This is a genomic window from Mangrovimonas spongiae, from assembly GCF_003944795.1.
In the GTDB taxonomy this organism is placed as follows: domain Bacteria; phylum Bacteroidota; class Bacteroidia; order Flavobacteriales; family Flavobacteriaceae; genus Mangrovimonas; species Mangrovimonas spongiae.
Genome location: NZ_RWBG01000004.1, coordinates 176072 through 192053, shown reverse-complemented (window position 1 = coordinate 192053; position 15982 = coordinate 176072). Strand labels below are relative to the sequence as shown.

The 15982-nt window shown below is 32.8% G+C and carries 21 protein-coding genes; 6 read left to right on the top strand and 15 right to left on the bottom strand.

What is annotated here, in order from left to right; genetic code table 11:
- Positions 1-1029, top strand: coding sequence for an endonuclease/exonuclease/phosphatase family protein (locus EJA19_RS09910; RefSeq protein ID WP_125468213.1), 1029 nt, complete (start codon positions 1-3; stop codon positions 1027-1029).
- Here EJA19_RS09910 and EJA19_RS09905 read toward each other — a convergent pair.
- The 7 genes from EJA19_RS09905 to EJA19_RS09875 form a co-directional block, all read right to left on the bottom strand.
- On the bottom strand, positions 1021-1329 hold the full coding sequence (locus EJA19_RS09905) for a DUF6122 family protein (protein ID WP_125468212.1): 309 nt from the start codon (positions 1327-1329) through the stop codon (positions 1021-1023). The two genes, EJA19_RS09910 and EJA19_RS09905, sit on opposite strands and share 9 nt — an antisense overlap.
- On the bottom strand, positions 1326-1946 hold the full coding sequence (locus EJA19_RS09900; RefSeq protein ID WP_125468211.1) for a WbqC family protein: 621 nt from the start codon (positions 1944-1946) through the stop codon (positions 1326-1328). The genes EJA19_RS09905 and EJA19_RS09900 overlap by 4 nt, the downstream gene beginning before the upstream one ends.
- Before the next feature lie 7 nt (positions 1947-1953).
- Positions 1954-3663, bottom strand: coding sequence for a signal peptidase I (lepB, locus tag EJA19_RS09895; protein WP_125468210.1), 1710 nt, complete (start codon positions 3661-3663; stop codon positions 1954-1956).
- A 61-nt stretch (positions 3664-3724) separates the two neighbouring features.
- Positions 3725-4426: a 4-hydroxy-tetrahydrodipicolinate reductase gene (dapB, locus tag EJA19_RS09890; protein WP_125468209.1), complete on the bottom strand. Its 702-nt coding sequence runs from the start codon at positions 4424-4426 to the stop codon at positions 3725-3727.
- A 3-nt stretch (positions 4427-4429) separates the two neighbouring features.
- Positions 4430-5038, bottom strand: coding sequence for a DUF5683 domain-containing protein (locus EJA19_RS09885; protein ID WP_125468208.1), 609 nt, complete (start codon positions 5036-5038; stop codon positions 4430-4432).
- Positions 5028-5939, bottom strand: a complete 912-nt coding sequence (locus EJA19_RS09880; protein WP_125468207.1) for a ParB/RepB/Spo0J family partition protein — start codon at positions 5937-5939, stop codon at positions 5028-5030. Before EJA19_RS09880 ends, EJA19_RS09885 begins: the two co-directional genes overlap by 11 nt.
- Before the next feature lie 3 nt (positions 5940-5942).
- Positions 5943-6707, bottom strand: coding sequence for a ParA family protein (locus tag EJA19_RS09875; RefSeq protein ID WP_125468206.1), 765 nt, complete (start codon positions 6705-6707; stop codon positions 5943-5945).
- Positions 6708-6920: 213 nt separating this feature from the next.
- On the opposite strand from EJA19_RS09875, the gene EJA19_RS09870 reads away from it, so the two are divergent.
- The gene (locus tag EJA19_RS09870) at positions 6921-7397 is read left to right on the top strand and encodes a nucleoside deaminase (protein ID WP_125468205.1); all 477 of its coding nucleotides are present in this window, start codon (positions 6921-6923) and stop codon (positions 7395-7397) included.
- On the opposite strand, the gene EJA19_RS09865 is transcribed toward EJA19_RS09870, so the two are convergent.
- A complete protein-coding gene (locus EJA19_RS09865; RefSeq protein ID WP_125468204.1) occupies positions 7394-7801 on the bottom strand; it encodes a hypothetical protein in 408 nt (135 codons plus the stop codon). The genes EJA19_RS09870 and EJA19_RS09865 overlap by 4 nt on opposite strands.
- On the bottom strand, positions 7782-8447 hold the full coding sequence (locus EJA19_RS09860; RefSeq protein ID WP_317124825.1) for an RNA polymerase sigma factor: 666 nt from the start codon (positions 8445-8447) through the stop codon (positions 7782-7784). Before EJA19_RS09860 ends, EJA19_RS09865 begins: the two co-directional genes overlap by 20 nt.
- Before the next feature lie 64 nt (positions 8448-8511).
- Here EJA19_RS09860 and EJA19_RS09855 point away from each other — a divergent pair, with 64 nt between their 5' ends.
- The 3 genes from EJA19_RS09855 to EJA19_RS09845 all read left to right on the top strand — a co-directional run bounded on the left by EJA19_RS09855 (position 8512) and on the right by EJA19_RS09845 (position 10266).
- Entirely contained in the window at positions 8512-8859 is a 348-nt protein-coding gene (locus EJA19_RS09855) for a DUF6249 domain-containing protein (protein WP_125468203.1), read from the top strand.
- A gap of 77 nt (positions 8860-8936) precedes the next feature.
- Positions 8937-9917, top strand: a complete 981-nt coding sequence (locus tag EJA19_RS09850) for a peptidase associated/transthyretin-like domain-containing protein (RefSeq protein ID WP_125468202.1) — start codon at positions 8937-8939, stop codon at positions 9915-9917.
- Complete coding sequence (locus EJA19_RS09845; RefSeq protein WP_125468201.1) at positions 9910-10266, top strand: DoxX family protein; 357 nt, start codon at positions 9910-9912, stop codon at positions 10264-10266. The genes EJA19_RS09850 and EJA19_RS09845 overlap by 8 nt, the downstream gene beginning before the upstream one ends.
- On the opposite strand, the gene EJA19_RS09840 is transcribed toward EJA19_RS09845, so the two are convergent.
- Positions 10259-10921 carry a uracil-DNA glycosylase family protein gene (locus EJA19_RS09840; protein WP_125468200.1) on the bottom strand — a complete coding sequence of 221 codons (663 nt, stop codon included), beginning with the start codon at positions 10919-10921 and terminating at the stop codon, positions 10259-10261. The genes EJA19_RS09845 and EJA19_RS09840 overlap by 8 nt on opposite strands.
- Positions 10922-10984: 63 nt before the next feature.
- On the opposite strand from EJA19_RS09840, the gene EJA19_RS09835 reads away from it, so the two are divergent.
- On the top strand, positions 10985-11113 hold the full coding sequence (locus EJA19_RS09835; RefSeq protein WP_125468199.1) for a 30S ribosomal protein THX: 129 nt from the start codon (positions 10985-10987) through the stop codon (positions 11111-11113).
- On the opposite strand, the gene yaaA is transcribed toward EJA19_RS09835, so the two are convergent.
- From yaaA to EJA19_RS09810, 5 genes are all read right to left on the bottom strand, one after another.
- Positions 11114-11872 (bottom strand): peroxide stress protein YaaA, encoded by a 759-nt coding sequence (gene yaaA / locus EJA19_RS09830; protein WP_125468198.1) that lies wholly within the window; start codon positions 11870-11872, stop codon positions 11114-11116.
- Positions 11873-11970: 98 nt separating this feature from the next.
- Positions 11971-14034 (bottom strand): glycosyltransferase family 9 protein, encoded by a 2064-nt coding sequence (locus tag EJA19_RS09825; protein ID WP_125468197.1) that lies wholly within the window; start codon positions 14032-14034, stop codon positions 11971-11973.
- A 14-nt stretch (positions 14035-14048) separates the two neighbouring features.
- On the bottom strand, positions 14049-14306 hold the full coding sequence (locus EJA19_RS09820; protein ID WP_125468196.1) for a hypothetical protein: 258 nt from the start codon (positions 14304-14306) through the stop codon (positions 14049-14051).
- Between the two features lie 62 nt (positions 14307-14368).
- Positions 14369-15409 carry an RluA family pseudouridine synthase gene (locus EJA19_RS09815; protein WP_125468357.1) on the bottom strand — a complete coding sequence of 347 codons (1041 nt, stop codon included), beginning with the start codon at positions 15407-15409 and terminating at the stop codon, positions 14369-14371.
- A gap of 7 nt (positions 15410-15416) precedes the next feature.
- Positions 15417-15974 (bottom strand): PASTA domain-containing protein, encoded by a 558-nt coding sequence (locus EJA19_RS09810; protein ID WP_125468195.1) that lies wholly within the window; start codon positions 15972-15974, stop codon positions 15417-15419.
- Positions 15975-15982: the final 8 nt, after the last annotated feature.

Here is a 15982-nt window from a genome sequence, read left to right as displayed (position 1 = left end):
ATGAAAAAACTAAAGCTTTTAGATAAACTTATTTACCTAATTAATGCTTTAGTGGCTACATTACTCCTACTATCCTACCTTTTACCTTTTGTACCTCCAAAAAACTTTGCCTTACTTTCGGTATTAAGTTTAAGTGTTCCTTTTTTAACATTAGTTAATGTTTTGTTTTTTATTTATTGGTTAGTTAAGGTAAAAAAACAAATGCTTTTATCGCTTTTTGTTCTTATTATAGGCTATGTAAGTTTTGGATCTGTTTATAAGTTTTCATCATCATCTGGAAAAACACAATTCCCGGAAACAACACTCTCTGTAATGAATTACAATGTGAGACTGTTTAATTTATACGAATGGATAAAAGAAAAACATATTGAAGACAGTATAACGTCGTTTATAAAACGAAAATCACCAGACGTATTATGTGTTCAAGAATATCATCCGCATAAAAGTGTTAACCTCTCTTTTTTTAAGTATAAATATGAAAAACTTTCAGGTAAGAAAACAAAATACGGACAAGCCATTTTTTCAAAATATCCTATTATAAATTCGGGTTCTGTGGCGTTTCCAAACACATCAAACAATGCCATTTTTGCCGATATTGTTAAAGAGAAAGATACCATAAGAGTTTATAATACTCATTTACAATCGCTACGAATAGACACTAATGTAGACAAACTTAAGCAAGAAAATTCTGAACGCTTATTTAAACGCGTAGGAGAAACCTTTAAAATGCAGCAACTTCAAACCGAGTTATTTTTGAAACACAAAGAGCAATGTAACTACAAAATGATTATTTCTGGCGATTTTAATAACACCGCTTTTTCATACGTTTATAAAAAGATTAAAGGAGACTTAACAGACAGTTTTGAGGAAGCTGGAAACGGTTTTGGAAGGACTTATGATTTTAAATTTTTCCCAGTTAGAATAGATTTTATTCTAGCCGACCCAACTTTTAAAGTGGAACGCTTTAAAACATTTGATGAGAAGTTTTCCGATCACTACCCTATTATGACGCATTTATCATTACATTAATAAGCAATCTAAACTATCTGCTAGTATATGTAGCAATAAGCCAACACCTATAACTCTGGTTGCTTTAGGGAATAACAACACAACATAAAAACCCATGGCATAATATGAATGTAGCGGATGAAATCCTATGCTACATCTATTAGAATCGAAAATTGGAGTTGCGAGTAAATGATCTAAATCTATAAATATCGCTGCAAGCATTATTAAAGCAGCTTGTTTCCATTTAGATTTAAAAAATAAAAGTACTATTACTATGGGTAAAATAAAATGGCATCCATAATGCACAAAAAACCGCATCATAAATCAAGATGTTGAGCTTGTAAGTAATTTAACGTATTAGGACCTTCGTTAAACAGTAAATCTAAAATACTCAAGTTATTAATGTAACCGTGTTTTTCAGAAAACACCTGTGTATAAGGTTCAAATGGTTTAACGTCTGTTCCTTTAGCTTTAACTAAATGTCTAAAGTCTGTTTTATTGGTGACCTTTTTTTCAAAACTAAAGGTCTTTTCTGTATTTAATTCAAGTTGAAGACACTCGCAAATTACATGAATCGTTTCAAAATTTAAATCGATAAGAGAGCTAAATGATTTTTTAAAAATAGGCTCCAAATCATCTCTATAGAACTCAAAAAAAGGCGATGTACTATAAGCTGACAATAAAGATTTCCAATGGTTGCTTTGCCAGTTTTCTTCATTAAATATCTTTACCTCACGGTATTTTTGTCGGTTTTTTTGGGTAAAAGAAACAGGTACGTTTAGCAATAATTTACCATTGGCTGCATAAATATAGGTTCGGTTTCTATAGGTTTGTTTTTGAAAATTATCTTCCATTTCAAAAACGACATTATCTGCCTTAACCATAGCCACAAAATGCGATACCGATGGAAAATATGTTGGATGAATAAGTATATCCATAAAAGTGTTATGCTGCTTTTTTCTTCTTACGCCATTGGTTAAATCCAAACCAAATAGCTAGCAATACTAAAAATGGAATTAAGTAAGATACTGGTTTGCCATTACCGCCAACAGTTGTAAACCAACGTTCCCAGCGTGGTTTGCCATCGCCCCAGCTCATCCAAATAAATACGGGTTTACCAACAACATGATCAAATGGTACAAAACCCCATGAACGTGCATCTTGTGAATTATGGCGATTATCCCCCATTAGCCAATAATAATCTTTAGAAAACGTATACGTATTGGCTACTTGGTCATTAATAAAAATTTGATTGCCTTTAACTTGAAGATCGTTACCTTCATAAGCCGTAATAACACGTTTGTATAATGGTAAATTTTCTAGAGTTAAATCAATCGTTTTTCCTGCTTCAGGCAAGTATAATGGTCCAAAAAAGTCGTTATTCCAATCGTAATTAGGGTCGTGAGGAAATACACTAGCGTCTCTTGTTTTAGAACTATTCTTTACAATAGAAATCACTTCTGGGTCTTGTTTCATTTGTGTTGCTAGCTCTAACGTGGCATTAGCACTAATTTTATTGCTTACCGTAGTAAACTTTAGCTTTTCGTAGGCTGTTCTACTCATTTGCCCTATGACATGTACATTTGTACTATCTCTATGAACAACATCTAAGTGCGTATTATTATTTCTTAAAAAATCTTGAACCCTGGTATCGTCCCAAACCTTGGTTCCTAAAGAAAATACATTGGTATATTCTGTAATACCGTATTTATTAAGAAAACGCATATCAACATTACCCTTGGTTTCTATAGTATGGAAGAACTGTAACTTTGCACGATCTGGCAACACATTTTGTTTACCATTCACGTAAACAAAACCATCTTTAACTTCTATAGTATCGCCTGGTAATCCAACACATCTTTTTACATAATTTGTACGCTTATCAATAGGTTTAAAATAGGTTCTATCGGCTGTTTTATACATATTGTATAACGTATCTACAGGCCAATTAAATACAACAATGTCGTTGTGTTTAATGTTTTGAAATCCTGGTAATCTTAAATACGGTAATTGGAAAAAGTTTTTCCATGACGTGCTTTTTTCTCCTTTTTTATCGTCGTACAAGTACGATTTTTTCTTAAGTCCAGGAATAGTATCATGAACCATAGGTGCGGCCACAGTTGTCATAGGTACTCTGGCACCATAATGAAATTTACTCACAAAAAGGAAATCACCTACAAGTAACGATTTCTCTAATGATGATGTAGGAATAGTAAACGGTTGTATAACATAAGTATGTACGATTGTTGCGGCAACAATAGCAAATAAAATGGAGCTTACCCAATCGCCTAAAGACGTTCTTGGTTTTAAGCTTCTGTCGTTTATATAGTCAACATCTGCAGTATAATTTAAATAGTAATTATAAAATCCTAGCGTTATTATAGCTAATAACGTATCGGTTGCTGAGTTTTTTCCAAAGCTTCTTGCTGTTTCTACCCAAACTACTGGAAACATAATAAGGTTAACTATGGGTAAGAATAATAAAACCGTCCAATACCATGGGCGATTAATTACTTTCATTAAAACAACAGCATTATATACTGGAATAAAAGCTTGCCAAGCTTGTTTACCTGCTTTCACATACAGTTTCCATGTTCCTAAGCCATGAATTACTTGAATTACTAGAATGAAAATTAACCACTGCGTCCAAGTCATATTTTAAAGAGTTTCTTTTTTAGTATTGTATAATTTGAGAAAGTTACAAGATGTTATTACATTAACCAATATTTAACACATCTTTCATAGTAAAAACGCCTGTTTTTCCTAGCAACCATTCTGCTGCTACAACAGCGCCAAGGGCAAAACCTTGTCTGCTGTGCGCTGTGTGCGTTATGTTTATAGTATCAACTTCACTTTTGTAATCTATACTATGCGTACCTGGTACATTTTCTATGCGTTTTGCAGTAATAGGGATTATACCTTCTCTACCTGTTTCTAGTTTCCACTCGGTATAATTAGCATGTTCAGAAATAATATCTTCCGCTAGCGTAATAGCTGTTCCACTAGGAGCATCTAATTTCTGTGTATGATGAACTTCTTCCATAGAGACATCGTAATCTCGTAATTGACTCATCATACGTGCTAAGTTTTTATTAAGCTCGAAAAAAATATTAACCCCTAAACTAAAATTAGACGCATAAATAAAAGCACCATTATTTTCTTTACAAAGCTCTACAGCCTTATCATAATTTTGTAGCCAACCTGTGGTACCCGATATAACTGGCACGTTATGTTTAAAACAATTTACTATATTATAAAAAGCAGCATTTGGCACACTAAAATCTATCGCTACATCGGCCTGAGAAATATCGTAACCACCTTCGTCTGATGTTTTTATAACAATATCGTGCCCTCTACTTAAGGCTATTTTTTCAATGGCTTTTCCCATTTTACCATATCCTAGTAGTGCTATTTTCATAAATTAAAATTTGAAATTAAGAGTTACACCTAAATCGCCCGTATTATCAAACTCATTAAGCTTATAATGTGGTCGTAACGACAGGTTATCATCTACATTATACTGTAATAAGTGAGCGTCTACATTGGCATCGATAATATTTAAAGCATAAATACCAATTGTAACCAAAAGGGAAATTTCTTTGTTTCTACGTAATGTTTTTTGGGCTTCTCGTAAGCCATCATCTGTAACAACGCCATAAAACTCATCGTCTTGAAAACCGGCTAATCGTCTTTTATAGGCATCGCGATAACGTTGGTATTCTTTTTGATTATCCAAATAAAAATACATCCCTATTCCTAATCCAGCATATACAATTGGGATTTTCCAATACTTTTTATTGTAAGCTTGACCTAGTCCTGGCAATACTGCCGAATAAAAAGCCGCTCTTGCTGGTGCAAGTGGATCTATAGGTTTTTTATCTATAGCTGCCTGCTCAACAACCAATTCTTCGGTTGGAGTAAGTTTACTTTTGTCTTCTTTTTTATTTTCTTCATCCTTACCTTCTTGAGCTAAAGCTGAAAATGAAAAAACAAATAGTAAAAAAAACGCGAGTATATATTTACTTGGCACTTTTTACGAGTTTGATGATGCGATTAAAGTCTTCTTCTGAATGAAAAGGAATACTAATGTTACCCTTTCCTTTGTTATTAACCTTAACGTTTATTTTATGGCCAAAGTATTCTGAAAACTCTTTGGCGCCTTTTTTAATATACTTAGGAAGTTCTTGCGATTTAGATTTTGAAGAAGGTTTTGGGGCTTCTTCTCCTTGTTGAAACGCTCTAACAATGGCTTCGGTATCTCGTACCGATAATTTTTTAGAGATAATTTGTTCGTAAATATCTAATTGGTGGCTTTGGTCTTCTATATTAATTATGGCACGCCCATGTCCCATAGAAATAAAGCCGTCGCGCATACCTGTTTGAATAATAGGATCGAGTTTTAACAAGCGTAAATAGTTAGCTATAGTAGAACGTTTTTTCCCTACACGCTCGCTCATTTGCTCTTGTGTAAGGCTAATTTCATCTATTAAACGTTGGTACGACAAGGCAATTTCTATTGGATCTAAATCTTGACGCTGAATATTTTCTACCAAGGCCATTTCTAGCGACTCTTGGTCGTTTGCTATTCTTATGTAAGCAGGAATGGTTTCTAGACCTATTAATTTAGAGGCACGAAAACGTCTTTCACCAGAAACTAACTGATATTTATTAAAATCTAATTTTCTTACAGTTATTGGTTGAATAACGCCTAATTCTTTAATAGATGACGCTAATTCGCGTAAAGTCTCTTCGTTAAAGTTTGTTCGCGGTTGAAACGGATTAATATCTATCGTCTCAATATCTAAATCTACTATATTTCCTATAACCTTATCGGCATTTTCGTCTTGTACAGAGTTAATGTCGTTACTAGGGTCTTTTAATAATGCTGACAATCCTCTTCCTAAAGCCTGTTTCTTTGTTGCCTTCGCCATAAATTAGGAGTTTTTATTAATAATTTCTTTCGCTAGACTTAAATAATTACTAGCGCCTTTACTTGCAGCATCGTAATTAATAATGCTTTCACCATAACTAGGTGCCTCACTAAGTCTTACATTTCGTTGAATAATAGTTTGAAAAACCATATCGTTAAAATGCTTTTGCACTTCTTCTACTACTTGATTTGATAGTCTTAAACGCGAATCGTACATGGTTAACAACATGCCTTCAATATCCAGTTTATTGTTATGTATTTTTTGTACGCTTTTTATCGTATTTAATAACTTTCCTAAACCTTCTAATGCAAAATATTCGCATTGAATAGGAATAATCACCGAGTCGGATGCTGTTAAAGCGTTTAATGTTAGTAATCCTAAAGATGGCGCACAATCAATTAATATAAAATCATAATCATCTTTTATCTCTTGTATGGCTTGTTGAAGCATATACTCGCGCCTATCCTTATCTACTAATTCAATCTCTATAGCAACCAAATCAATATGCGCTGGAATAATATCCAGATTTGGTGTTTCGGTTTTTATAATCGCTTCTTTTGCGGTATTAGTATGTTCTAGCAACTGATAAGTTCCTAATTCGACTTCTTCAACATCAATACCTAATCCTGACGTAGCATTCGCCTGCGGATCGGCATCAATAAGAAGTACTTTTTTTTCTAATACCCCTAGCGAAGCAGCAAGGTTTACAGAAGTGGTTGTTTTTCCTACACCACCTTTTTGATTGGCAATGGCTATAATTTTACCCATTAATTGATTTGGTTTTTTCTCCCGTAAAAATACAATTATTTACGACTTTATAAAATGGAAGTTGTTAACACTTATCATGCCATTCACCATAAAAAATAATAACCTCTTTTTTATAGCAATATTTATTAGCTTTTTAGCTCATAAATTATGCCATTAGCTCTTAAAATTTGTCCTTATATTTGTAGATGTTAGACCAAAAAAAACAAACTACAATTGACAGAAAACGATAAACTTTTTATGACACGTGCCATTAGCTTGGCAGAAGAAGGCATGAACAAAAACGCTGGAGGGCCTTTTGGGTGCGTTATAGTAAAAAACGGTAACATTGTTGCCGAAGGACATAATTGTGTAACCTCTACAAACGATCCCACAGCACATGCCGAAGTTGTTGCTATTAGAAAAGCTTGCGAAACGCTAGGCACGTTTCAGTTAGACGATTGCACTATTTACACCTCTTGCGAACCTTGTCCCATGTGTTTAGGAGCTATTTACTGGGCTAGGCCTCAAAAAGTGTTTTATGCTTGCGATAAAAAAGATGCTGCCAATATAGATTTTGATGACCACTTTATTTACGAAGAAATTGATAAACCTATATCTGTACGAAGCATATCTTTTCAGCAAATATTACAAAAAGAAGGTGTTTCTGTTTTTAATAAGTGGACTAATAAAGTTGATAAAACCGAATACTAAAACTGCAACCGTTTATTAAAATAATTCTTAAGCCATGTTAATTGCACTAATAGCATAATTCCAAAAAATAGTATGGCGTAAACCAAACTAGAAGGTAACTGATTACTAGGGAAAATGTTTCCTAACCTAGAAACTATACTAAAATCTAAAAATGTTAGCCAAGATGATTGGGTAAATGTTGCATTACCAAAAACGACAGATAAAAAAGTTACAAAAATCACTCCTAAGGCAATCCATACAGGCCTTGAAATTAACGGCTTGTAAGTTGTTGTGTTTGTAGAATTAATAGCTTGTATTTTAGACATAACTTGTATTGAAAAATCCACTGAAGGTGACTCTAAATTTGAATTTTCAAAAACGTTATCTATAAATTCCTCTAGCTGTTTATCTATTTGATTTTTCATAACTTGCTATTAATTCAGGTTCTAAATTTTGTTTTAAAATAGTGGCTAGTTTTTTTCGGCTTCTAAACAATTTAACTTTTACATTATTCTGGGTTACCCCCATTATTTTTGATATTTCGTTTAAAGACTTCTCTTCAAAATAATATAATGTTAGTAAAAACCCTTCGTCATTAGGTAGTTTACCCAAACAGTTTTTAATAGCTTCTTGCCGTTCTGCAACTACTAAAGCATTAAAAGCGTTATCTAAACTTTTCACCTGCCGTTCTGTAAAACTATCAATTGGTACTTCATTAAAATGTGTTCTATTTTTTTTAATTCTGTCTAAACAATTGTTATAAGTAATTTTATATATCCACGTTGATAGTTTGGAATCGCCTTTAAACTTTTCTAGCGATTTATACACTTTAACAAACGTATCTTGCGCAACCTCTTCGGCTTCTTCGCGATGCTTTAACATTTGTAACGCTAAACTAAACACCAAATTTTTATACGTATCTACCAAGGTTACAAAAGCAGCTGTGTTGCCTTGCAATACTTGATTGATGATTTTTTGGTCGTTAGTGTCTTTCATTTTAGCATAAGACGATGGGATTTCCTGTTTGGTTACATCTGTAAAGAAAAAATATTTTGAAAAAGTTGTAACCATAATTAAAAAACTGTCGTCATAAGCTATGAACTCACTAAAAATAATCAATTAAAAACAAACAGTTATGGGATCAGAAGTTATTATTTTACCTGTTATTTTCGGCGCCGTTTTTGGCATCTTTTATTTGTACTTTTCAACAAGAAACAAAGAACGTCTTGCTTTAATTGAAAAGGGTGCCGACGCTAGTATTTTTGTTAAAGGAAAACAAAAAACAGCACCTATTTGGAAAGTTTTAATTTTAAACTTAGCCTTATTATTAACTGGTATAGGCTTAGGCTCTTTTATCGCATTATTACTTGAGAGTTATACAACTATTAACGATAATGCCATTTACCCATCGTGTATTTTTACAATGGCTGGTTTGGGGCTTTTTGCAGGTTTTAATATGACTAAAAATTTAGACAAAGAATAACAGCTACTACGCAATAAAAATCATCAAAACGGTTTCCATACTTTGGAAGCCGTTTTTTTATTTGGTATCTTCACTTTATGAATAAATTACACATACAAATATTATTTTTTTTAGCATGGCTTCCTGTTTTATCACAGACATACATTATTGATAATACCACAAAAGAAGCCGTTCCTTATGCCACGGTATCGTTTGGAAATGGACAAGGTATTTTTGCCGATGAAGATGGGATGTTTCTTTTTACTAAAAAATTATATTCTGATGTAGATTCGCTCTTTATATCATCGCTTGGTTACAAAAATATAGAGCTACATTCTAGTAAACTTCCCGATACTATTTATATGCCTCAAAAAGTAGACAAACTGGATGAAGTTTTTATTTATGCTGTAAAAAATCGTGATTATGATGTTGAAACCTTAAAACCTTATCTTGACGACGATTATTACAAATGTTGGTTACCAACAATAGAGTCAGAAATTGCTGTGTTTTTCCCTAACAAGGACAAATTAGACAAACAGCTTAGCCAAGTACATTTCCCTATAGCTTTAGAATCGCAAGATTGGAGCAAACGAAAACGAAAAAACGCTGAAAAAAAAACATTCTCAACCCTATTTAAAGTTAATTTTTACAGCAATAATGACGGCTTTCCTGGCAATCCATTACTCTTTGAAAATGTGGTGTTTCGTGTTACCGAAAAAGATGGCGACCAATACGACTTAGATGTTTCAAATCATAACATCTTTATCCCCAAAACAGGTATTTTTATTTCTATACAAGTTCTTGGGTACACAGATGATAATGGTAAATTACTCCCTAATAAAAAGTACAAAGAAATAAAAGGTAGACAAGGTTTAGTGAAAATCCCCACCAATTTTAGACCGCTATTACCTTTTACAGATGAAATTTCGTATAACAAAACTTATACAAAAAGGGTGTTTCTTCATAACAACAAATGGATACAGTTTAATAAAGCAAGTGCACCAAATTCAAGCTTAATAAGGCAAAACGCTAATAACTATGGTATGGGCATAAGTTTTAAACAGTTTGAAGATGAGTAACCTTTGGCACTTGTACGTTATGGCTATAATTTACATTTTAGCAGGCATTATGCATTTTGTAAAACCTAAAGTATATATGCGAATTATGCCGAAGTATTTACCCAATCATAGGTTTTTAGTGTATTTAAGTGGCTTTTTCGAAATTCTTTTGGGCGTTTTATTATGTTTTAATACCACAAGAAACTTAGCTGTTTATGGTATTATTTTAATGCTTACTGTGTTTTTACTTGTTCATTTTTATATGCTTTCAAGTAAAAAAGCAAGTGCTGGCTTTCCTAAATGGCTTTTAATTTTAAGACTCCCATTACAGTTCGTTTTAATGTATTGGGCTTATTTATATCTTACTTAAAAAACTCGGTGTATTGCATCACTCTAAAATCTAACGTATTAAAATTTGGGTTACGTTGTTTTAATTGTTTATAAAGCGCCATACTCCCTACGGCTCTATTGGCACTCCCCGAAGGCGCAGTTAAAGACACTGTTTTTATAATACGTGACGTATTAGGTAATAAAAATTGATGTATACGTGGCACTTCTTTAGAAACAACTTTAAGTTTAATTTCATGAGGTTTTATATGCCTTCTAAAAAAATATTCGGGACCATTTTTACTATTACCACCCATAAAAAGCATTGTTTTAATGGTGGTATGTTGCTGCAAAATATTAATCATATCTCGCAATTCTACATGTTGCATTCCTAAATCTGACGCATCAATTTTATCACGTTTAGCTCTCTCAACCATATCGCAAACGCCTATATTTTGTGCTTTTAAAAAAGATTTTCTGTGTGCAACAGCCTCTTCTGTATTTTCAAACTTTAGGTTTAAATCAAATATTCTGTTTAGAATTTTCCATAATTGTCCATCGCGACTGCCGTAACAAAAATTAACATCGTCTGGTTTTAAATCGCCTGTTGTAAATCTAGGCGGCGGTAACGTACCAACAATTAATTTTGACGTGTCTTTTGGAATAAACGGTTTATAAGGATGTTGATGTATAAACACTAACTTTTTTTTGAATTTATTTTTCGTTTTTGTAAATTATAATGAACTCAAAATTGATTAATTATGGGAAAAGGTGATAAAAAAACAAAACGCGGAAAAATACACAGAGGGACTTACGGCGTAAGACGACCGCGAATAAAAAAGAAACCGCGCCCAGAAAACAAAATTGATGTTAACAAAAAAGCTAAATAACTACCTGGTAAACACAAGTTTTTTATCTGTTGATAAAGCTTCGCTAAAACGGTAATTTTCTACATCGAATCCTTTAACATCTTCAATGGTTTTTGCATCATTATCTACAATATATCGTGCCATTAAACCACGTGCTAGTTTAGCGTAAATGGCAATGGTTTTATATTTTCCATTTTTTAGTTCTTTAAAATCAATATCAATCACAGGAACTTTTAACGCTTTTCTATCTATAGCTTTGGCGTATTCGTTACTTGCTAAGTTTAAAAACACCTCATCATCATTCAATTCATCATTAAGAGATTTTGTCACTTTATTTCTCCAAAACTCATATAAGTTTTTATTTTTTCCTACAGGCATTTTAGTTCCCATTTCTAAGCGATAAGGCTGTATTAAATCTAAAGGTTTTAAAACTCCATAAAGTCCAGAAATGACTCTTACTGTATCTTGAAGCTTTTCAAGTTTATTTTCTGAAATGGTATAAGCATCTAAACCTCTGTAAACATCGCCGTTAAAAGCATAGACGGCTTGCCTGGCATTGTTTGATGTAAATGGCAATTCCCATTCTTGATTGCGCTGGTAATTTAATTGTGCTAGATTATCTGAAATTCCCATAAGCTTAGACAGACTTTTGGGCGACTTTTTCTTTAGTAATTTATTTAAACGTTCGGCTTCTTTTAAAAAACAAGCTTCCGTTGTTTTTGAAGTTGGTAGTTTACTTTCGTAATCTAATGATTTTGCTGGAGATAAGACGAGTTTCATAAATCATGATATTTTTTATAAAATTACAATGGTATTCATGTTTTATCAAACAATTTTGTCATATTCTCGTTATTACTTTATAAGTTTTTTCGATGACATTATTTTAAATGCATCATAGGTGTGAAAATATCTAAAGAAACCAAGGATGTAAACATTTCTTTAAACTGTTCGGGCATATTTTTGGTGATGATAAACTCTCCATTAAAAGCACTAGAAAAATAACGCTGACTTTCCTCATCTGAAAACTCTAACAAATATTCATTATCTAGATTTTTAAAAACATAACTATTATTTTTTTCATTCTTTAGCAAAAACTCAGCATTGTAGTAATACGTTTCTTGGCTTGTAAAACCTAATTTCCCCAATAACTTTTGTAATCTATAAAAAAGTCTATTGGGTAAAACATTATTTAAACAAACTCTATCTTCACAATTAATAATAACATTATAGTTACACGTTAAATTACAATGCCCTTTTTTACCCCATATTAGCTCTACATTTTCTGAATATGCCCCCCAAGATCCAGGTCCAGTTGGTCCATAAACAGTTAAAATAGGACAGTTAAAGGCTCCTGCTAAATGAGTAATACCAGAATCGTTACCTATATGAAACATGGCTCCAGAGACAGCTTTGGCAACATCTTCTATACCGCCATCTATTATTTTAAAAGGGAACTTCTTATTTAAATAAGGTGAAATATCTGGGTCTTTGGGACCTTGTATAACTTGCACTTCTAATTCTGGGTAATAGTTATGTATTTGCTCGATTAATTGTGCAAAGTATGTAATTGGCCAAGCTTTTAAAATAAATCCAGCTCCAGGATGAACTGTGAAGTATTGTTTTGATTCCAACCCTGTTTCATATCTTTTAAAATAAGGAAAGCCAGAATAATTATTCTCAATATTTGCATGTAAACGGGCAACTCCATCAATATAATGTTTAATGGAATGCTGTTTAACTTTCTTGCCTGTTATGTATTCAATTTGATTAACCTCATGGTTAAATTTAGGATGGTTTCCTAACTCTATAATGGTGTCGTATTTTTTAGTTTCAATTTCTTTACTACTTATAACCACAACATCTTTTAAATGGGCTTTAAAAAAGTTAACCAACCTAGGCTCTAAAGCATAGGTTACTTTTTTGGATACTGCTTTTAGCTTATAAACTGCTGGAATAGTAAAAAATATGTCTCCTAAACCTCCATAAGATTTCTTTACAAGTACATTACCTAAACTTTTGTTTTGTTCTTTATCTAATTCTTGATTCTGTATTAAATTAATGTTGTTCCAAAATTCTGGTATCGTCTCCTTTATGGCTTTTAAAGCTTTTGCCTTACCCTCTGGATAAAAATTAAAAGACCACGTTCCCACTCTATCATTAGTGATAATCTCACAATCAGACAAAAAAGCTTCTGCAGCTAAACGTCCTGAGGGTTCTGGCCAAACAGGTTTTATTATAATGGTTTTTGTTTTACCAAGTATCTTTAAAACCTCTTTGTTTTCTATGGGAGATTTAAACGCAATGTTTTTGGGGATCTCTACTTGTAGTTTGTTTTCACCATAAACAACAAATTGCTTGTCTGGATGGTTAACAGCATACGCCACAAATTCATAACCGCCTTTAAGATAATTAAGGGTTCCAAAAAATGGAATTTTGTCTTGCTTATCTTCTAAAACCTGAAGATTATCAACATCTACAGTTGGGGGCATTATTAAATATTCGCCTATTGCTTCTCCAAAAAAATCGTAATGATATTGATAATGTTTTGGTGATTGAAATACATTTAATCTTGCGTTAGCAAACAGGTTTCTGTAAAGATGATATTTTTCATTATTACAGCAATTCTTAACGTTCTTTTCACTTAAACACAATAGGTTTCGCCTAACACAAAAATTATAATCGTACTCTAGCTTAACATATGGTTTATTACTGTTTATTATATATTGGAGCAATTCTATTTCAAATTGACAACGCGATGTGCTACTTACAACAATGATACTTGATTGAGCTACCTTTTTTTTGGTAGTTTCAAAGTTTTCAAGAAGGTCTAGTTCAACTAAAAACCCCAACTCGTTTCCAAAGGAAATAAGCTGGGTTAATGTTAATTCGGCACCACGCTTTAAGGTTAAGCCTGTATCGTGAAGGAATAAAATTCTATTCAATACTACATGTTGTATTAACCACTGTAATATCCATCGTCATAATAGCCGTCATCGTAGTATCCATCATCGTAATAGCCATCACTATAATAACTATCGTCATAGTATCCATCATTATAAGAATCGTCATCATAGTAACCATCTCCATAATAACCATCGTAAAATGATCCATCATCATCACTACTACAAGACGCTAATGAAACGCCTACTAAAGACGCCGCAGAAGTAACTAATAAGGTTTGGCCTGTTTTTTTAAGAAAATCTCTTCTATTCATAATAGCAAAATTAAGTTTCTTGAATTTTTTAAGAAAAACTCTATTAAATATACAACTTTTTTTTAACTATCAATATGTTTGGCATAATTTCGCCATTTTTCAATGCAAAGGGTCATGTCTTCGGGCAACTCTGACGTAAAGCTCATCCATTTACCTGTTTTAGGGTGCTCGAAACCTAACGTTTTGGCATGAAGTGCTTGTCTTGGTAAGATTTTAAAGCAATTTTCTACAAACTGCTTGTATTTACTAAATGTGGTTCCTTTTAATATTTTTTCGCCACCATAACGCTCGTCATTAAATAAGGTATGGCCAATGTGTTTCATATGAACACGTATTTGGTGTGTTCTTCCTGTTTCTAACTTACAGGATACTAAAGTTACATAACCTAAACGTTCTAAAACTTTATAATGTGTTACAGCTGGTTTTCCTTTCTCTGCTTGATCTCCTAAGAAGACGGTGTTTTGCAATCGGTTTTTAGGATGACGTCCAATATTACCTTCAATAGTACCTTGATCTTCTTCAACATTTCCCCACACTATAGCAATATACTCACGTTCACTAGTTTTATTAAAAAACTGCTTGGTTAAATGTGCCATAGCTATCTCGGTTTTTGCCACGACTAGAAGACCGCTCGTATCTTTGTCTATACGATGAACTAACCCTGGTCTATCACTGGAATTGTTTGGGAGATTTTCAAAATGATAAATTAGGGCATTTATTAACGTTCCAGAATAATTACCATGTCCAGGATGCACAACCATTCCTGCAGGTTTATTTACAACTAAAAGTTCGTCATCTTCGTAAACAATATCTAGCGGAATGTTTTCTGGAGTAAGTAAATATTCAAATGGAGGGTGCTCGAAAAGCACCTGAATTTTATCAAAAGGTTTTACTTTATAGTTTTGCTTAACGGCAGCACCGTTTACATGTATATTCCCACTTTTGGCTGCTGCTTGAATTTTATTTCGGGTAGCATTTTCAATAAAATTCATTAAATATTTATCTATGCGAAGTGGTTGTTGCCCCTTTTCGGCTGTAAAAGAATAGTGCTCATAGAGATCGTCATCATTTTTCTCTATATCATCTTGGTTGTCTTCAATCATGTGTTTCTTATTGTGGTCGGTTTCCATTACCTAAAACCAAGTCTATTTTTGATGTTTTTGGCAGCTTATCGCCAATTTTAAGTTCCGAACCTTCAAAAGTTACTTTTACAACCTCATCTTTCCCTAAGTAGTCTACATAAGTCGTTTTTCCTACTTTAAATCCTAAAGCTTCTAGTGTTGGTTTGGCTTGTCTAAAGGTTTTACCAACTAAATCTGGAACATTTACTTTTCGATACCCTGAAGGATTTAAAGTTAAGTATATTTTACGATCTTCTTTTACTTTTTTTCCTGCTTTAGGGTCTTGGTCTATAACCGCAAATTTTGGATAGTCGGGATTAAAGTTTGAAGAATCTTGTATTTCCATGACTAAGTGGTTTTCATCTAGTTCTATTTTTGCTACTTCTACAGACTTTCCTGTCAAATCTGGCACGGTTTCAAACTCGTTATGATTGGTGGAAACATTTAACCATTTTAATAGTAAAAAACACAATACAAACACTCCTACAACAGCAAGAATAACTTGCTTTAAAAATGCTTTACTAGTAACAAACTTTATAAGGCTCATGAAATTTT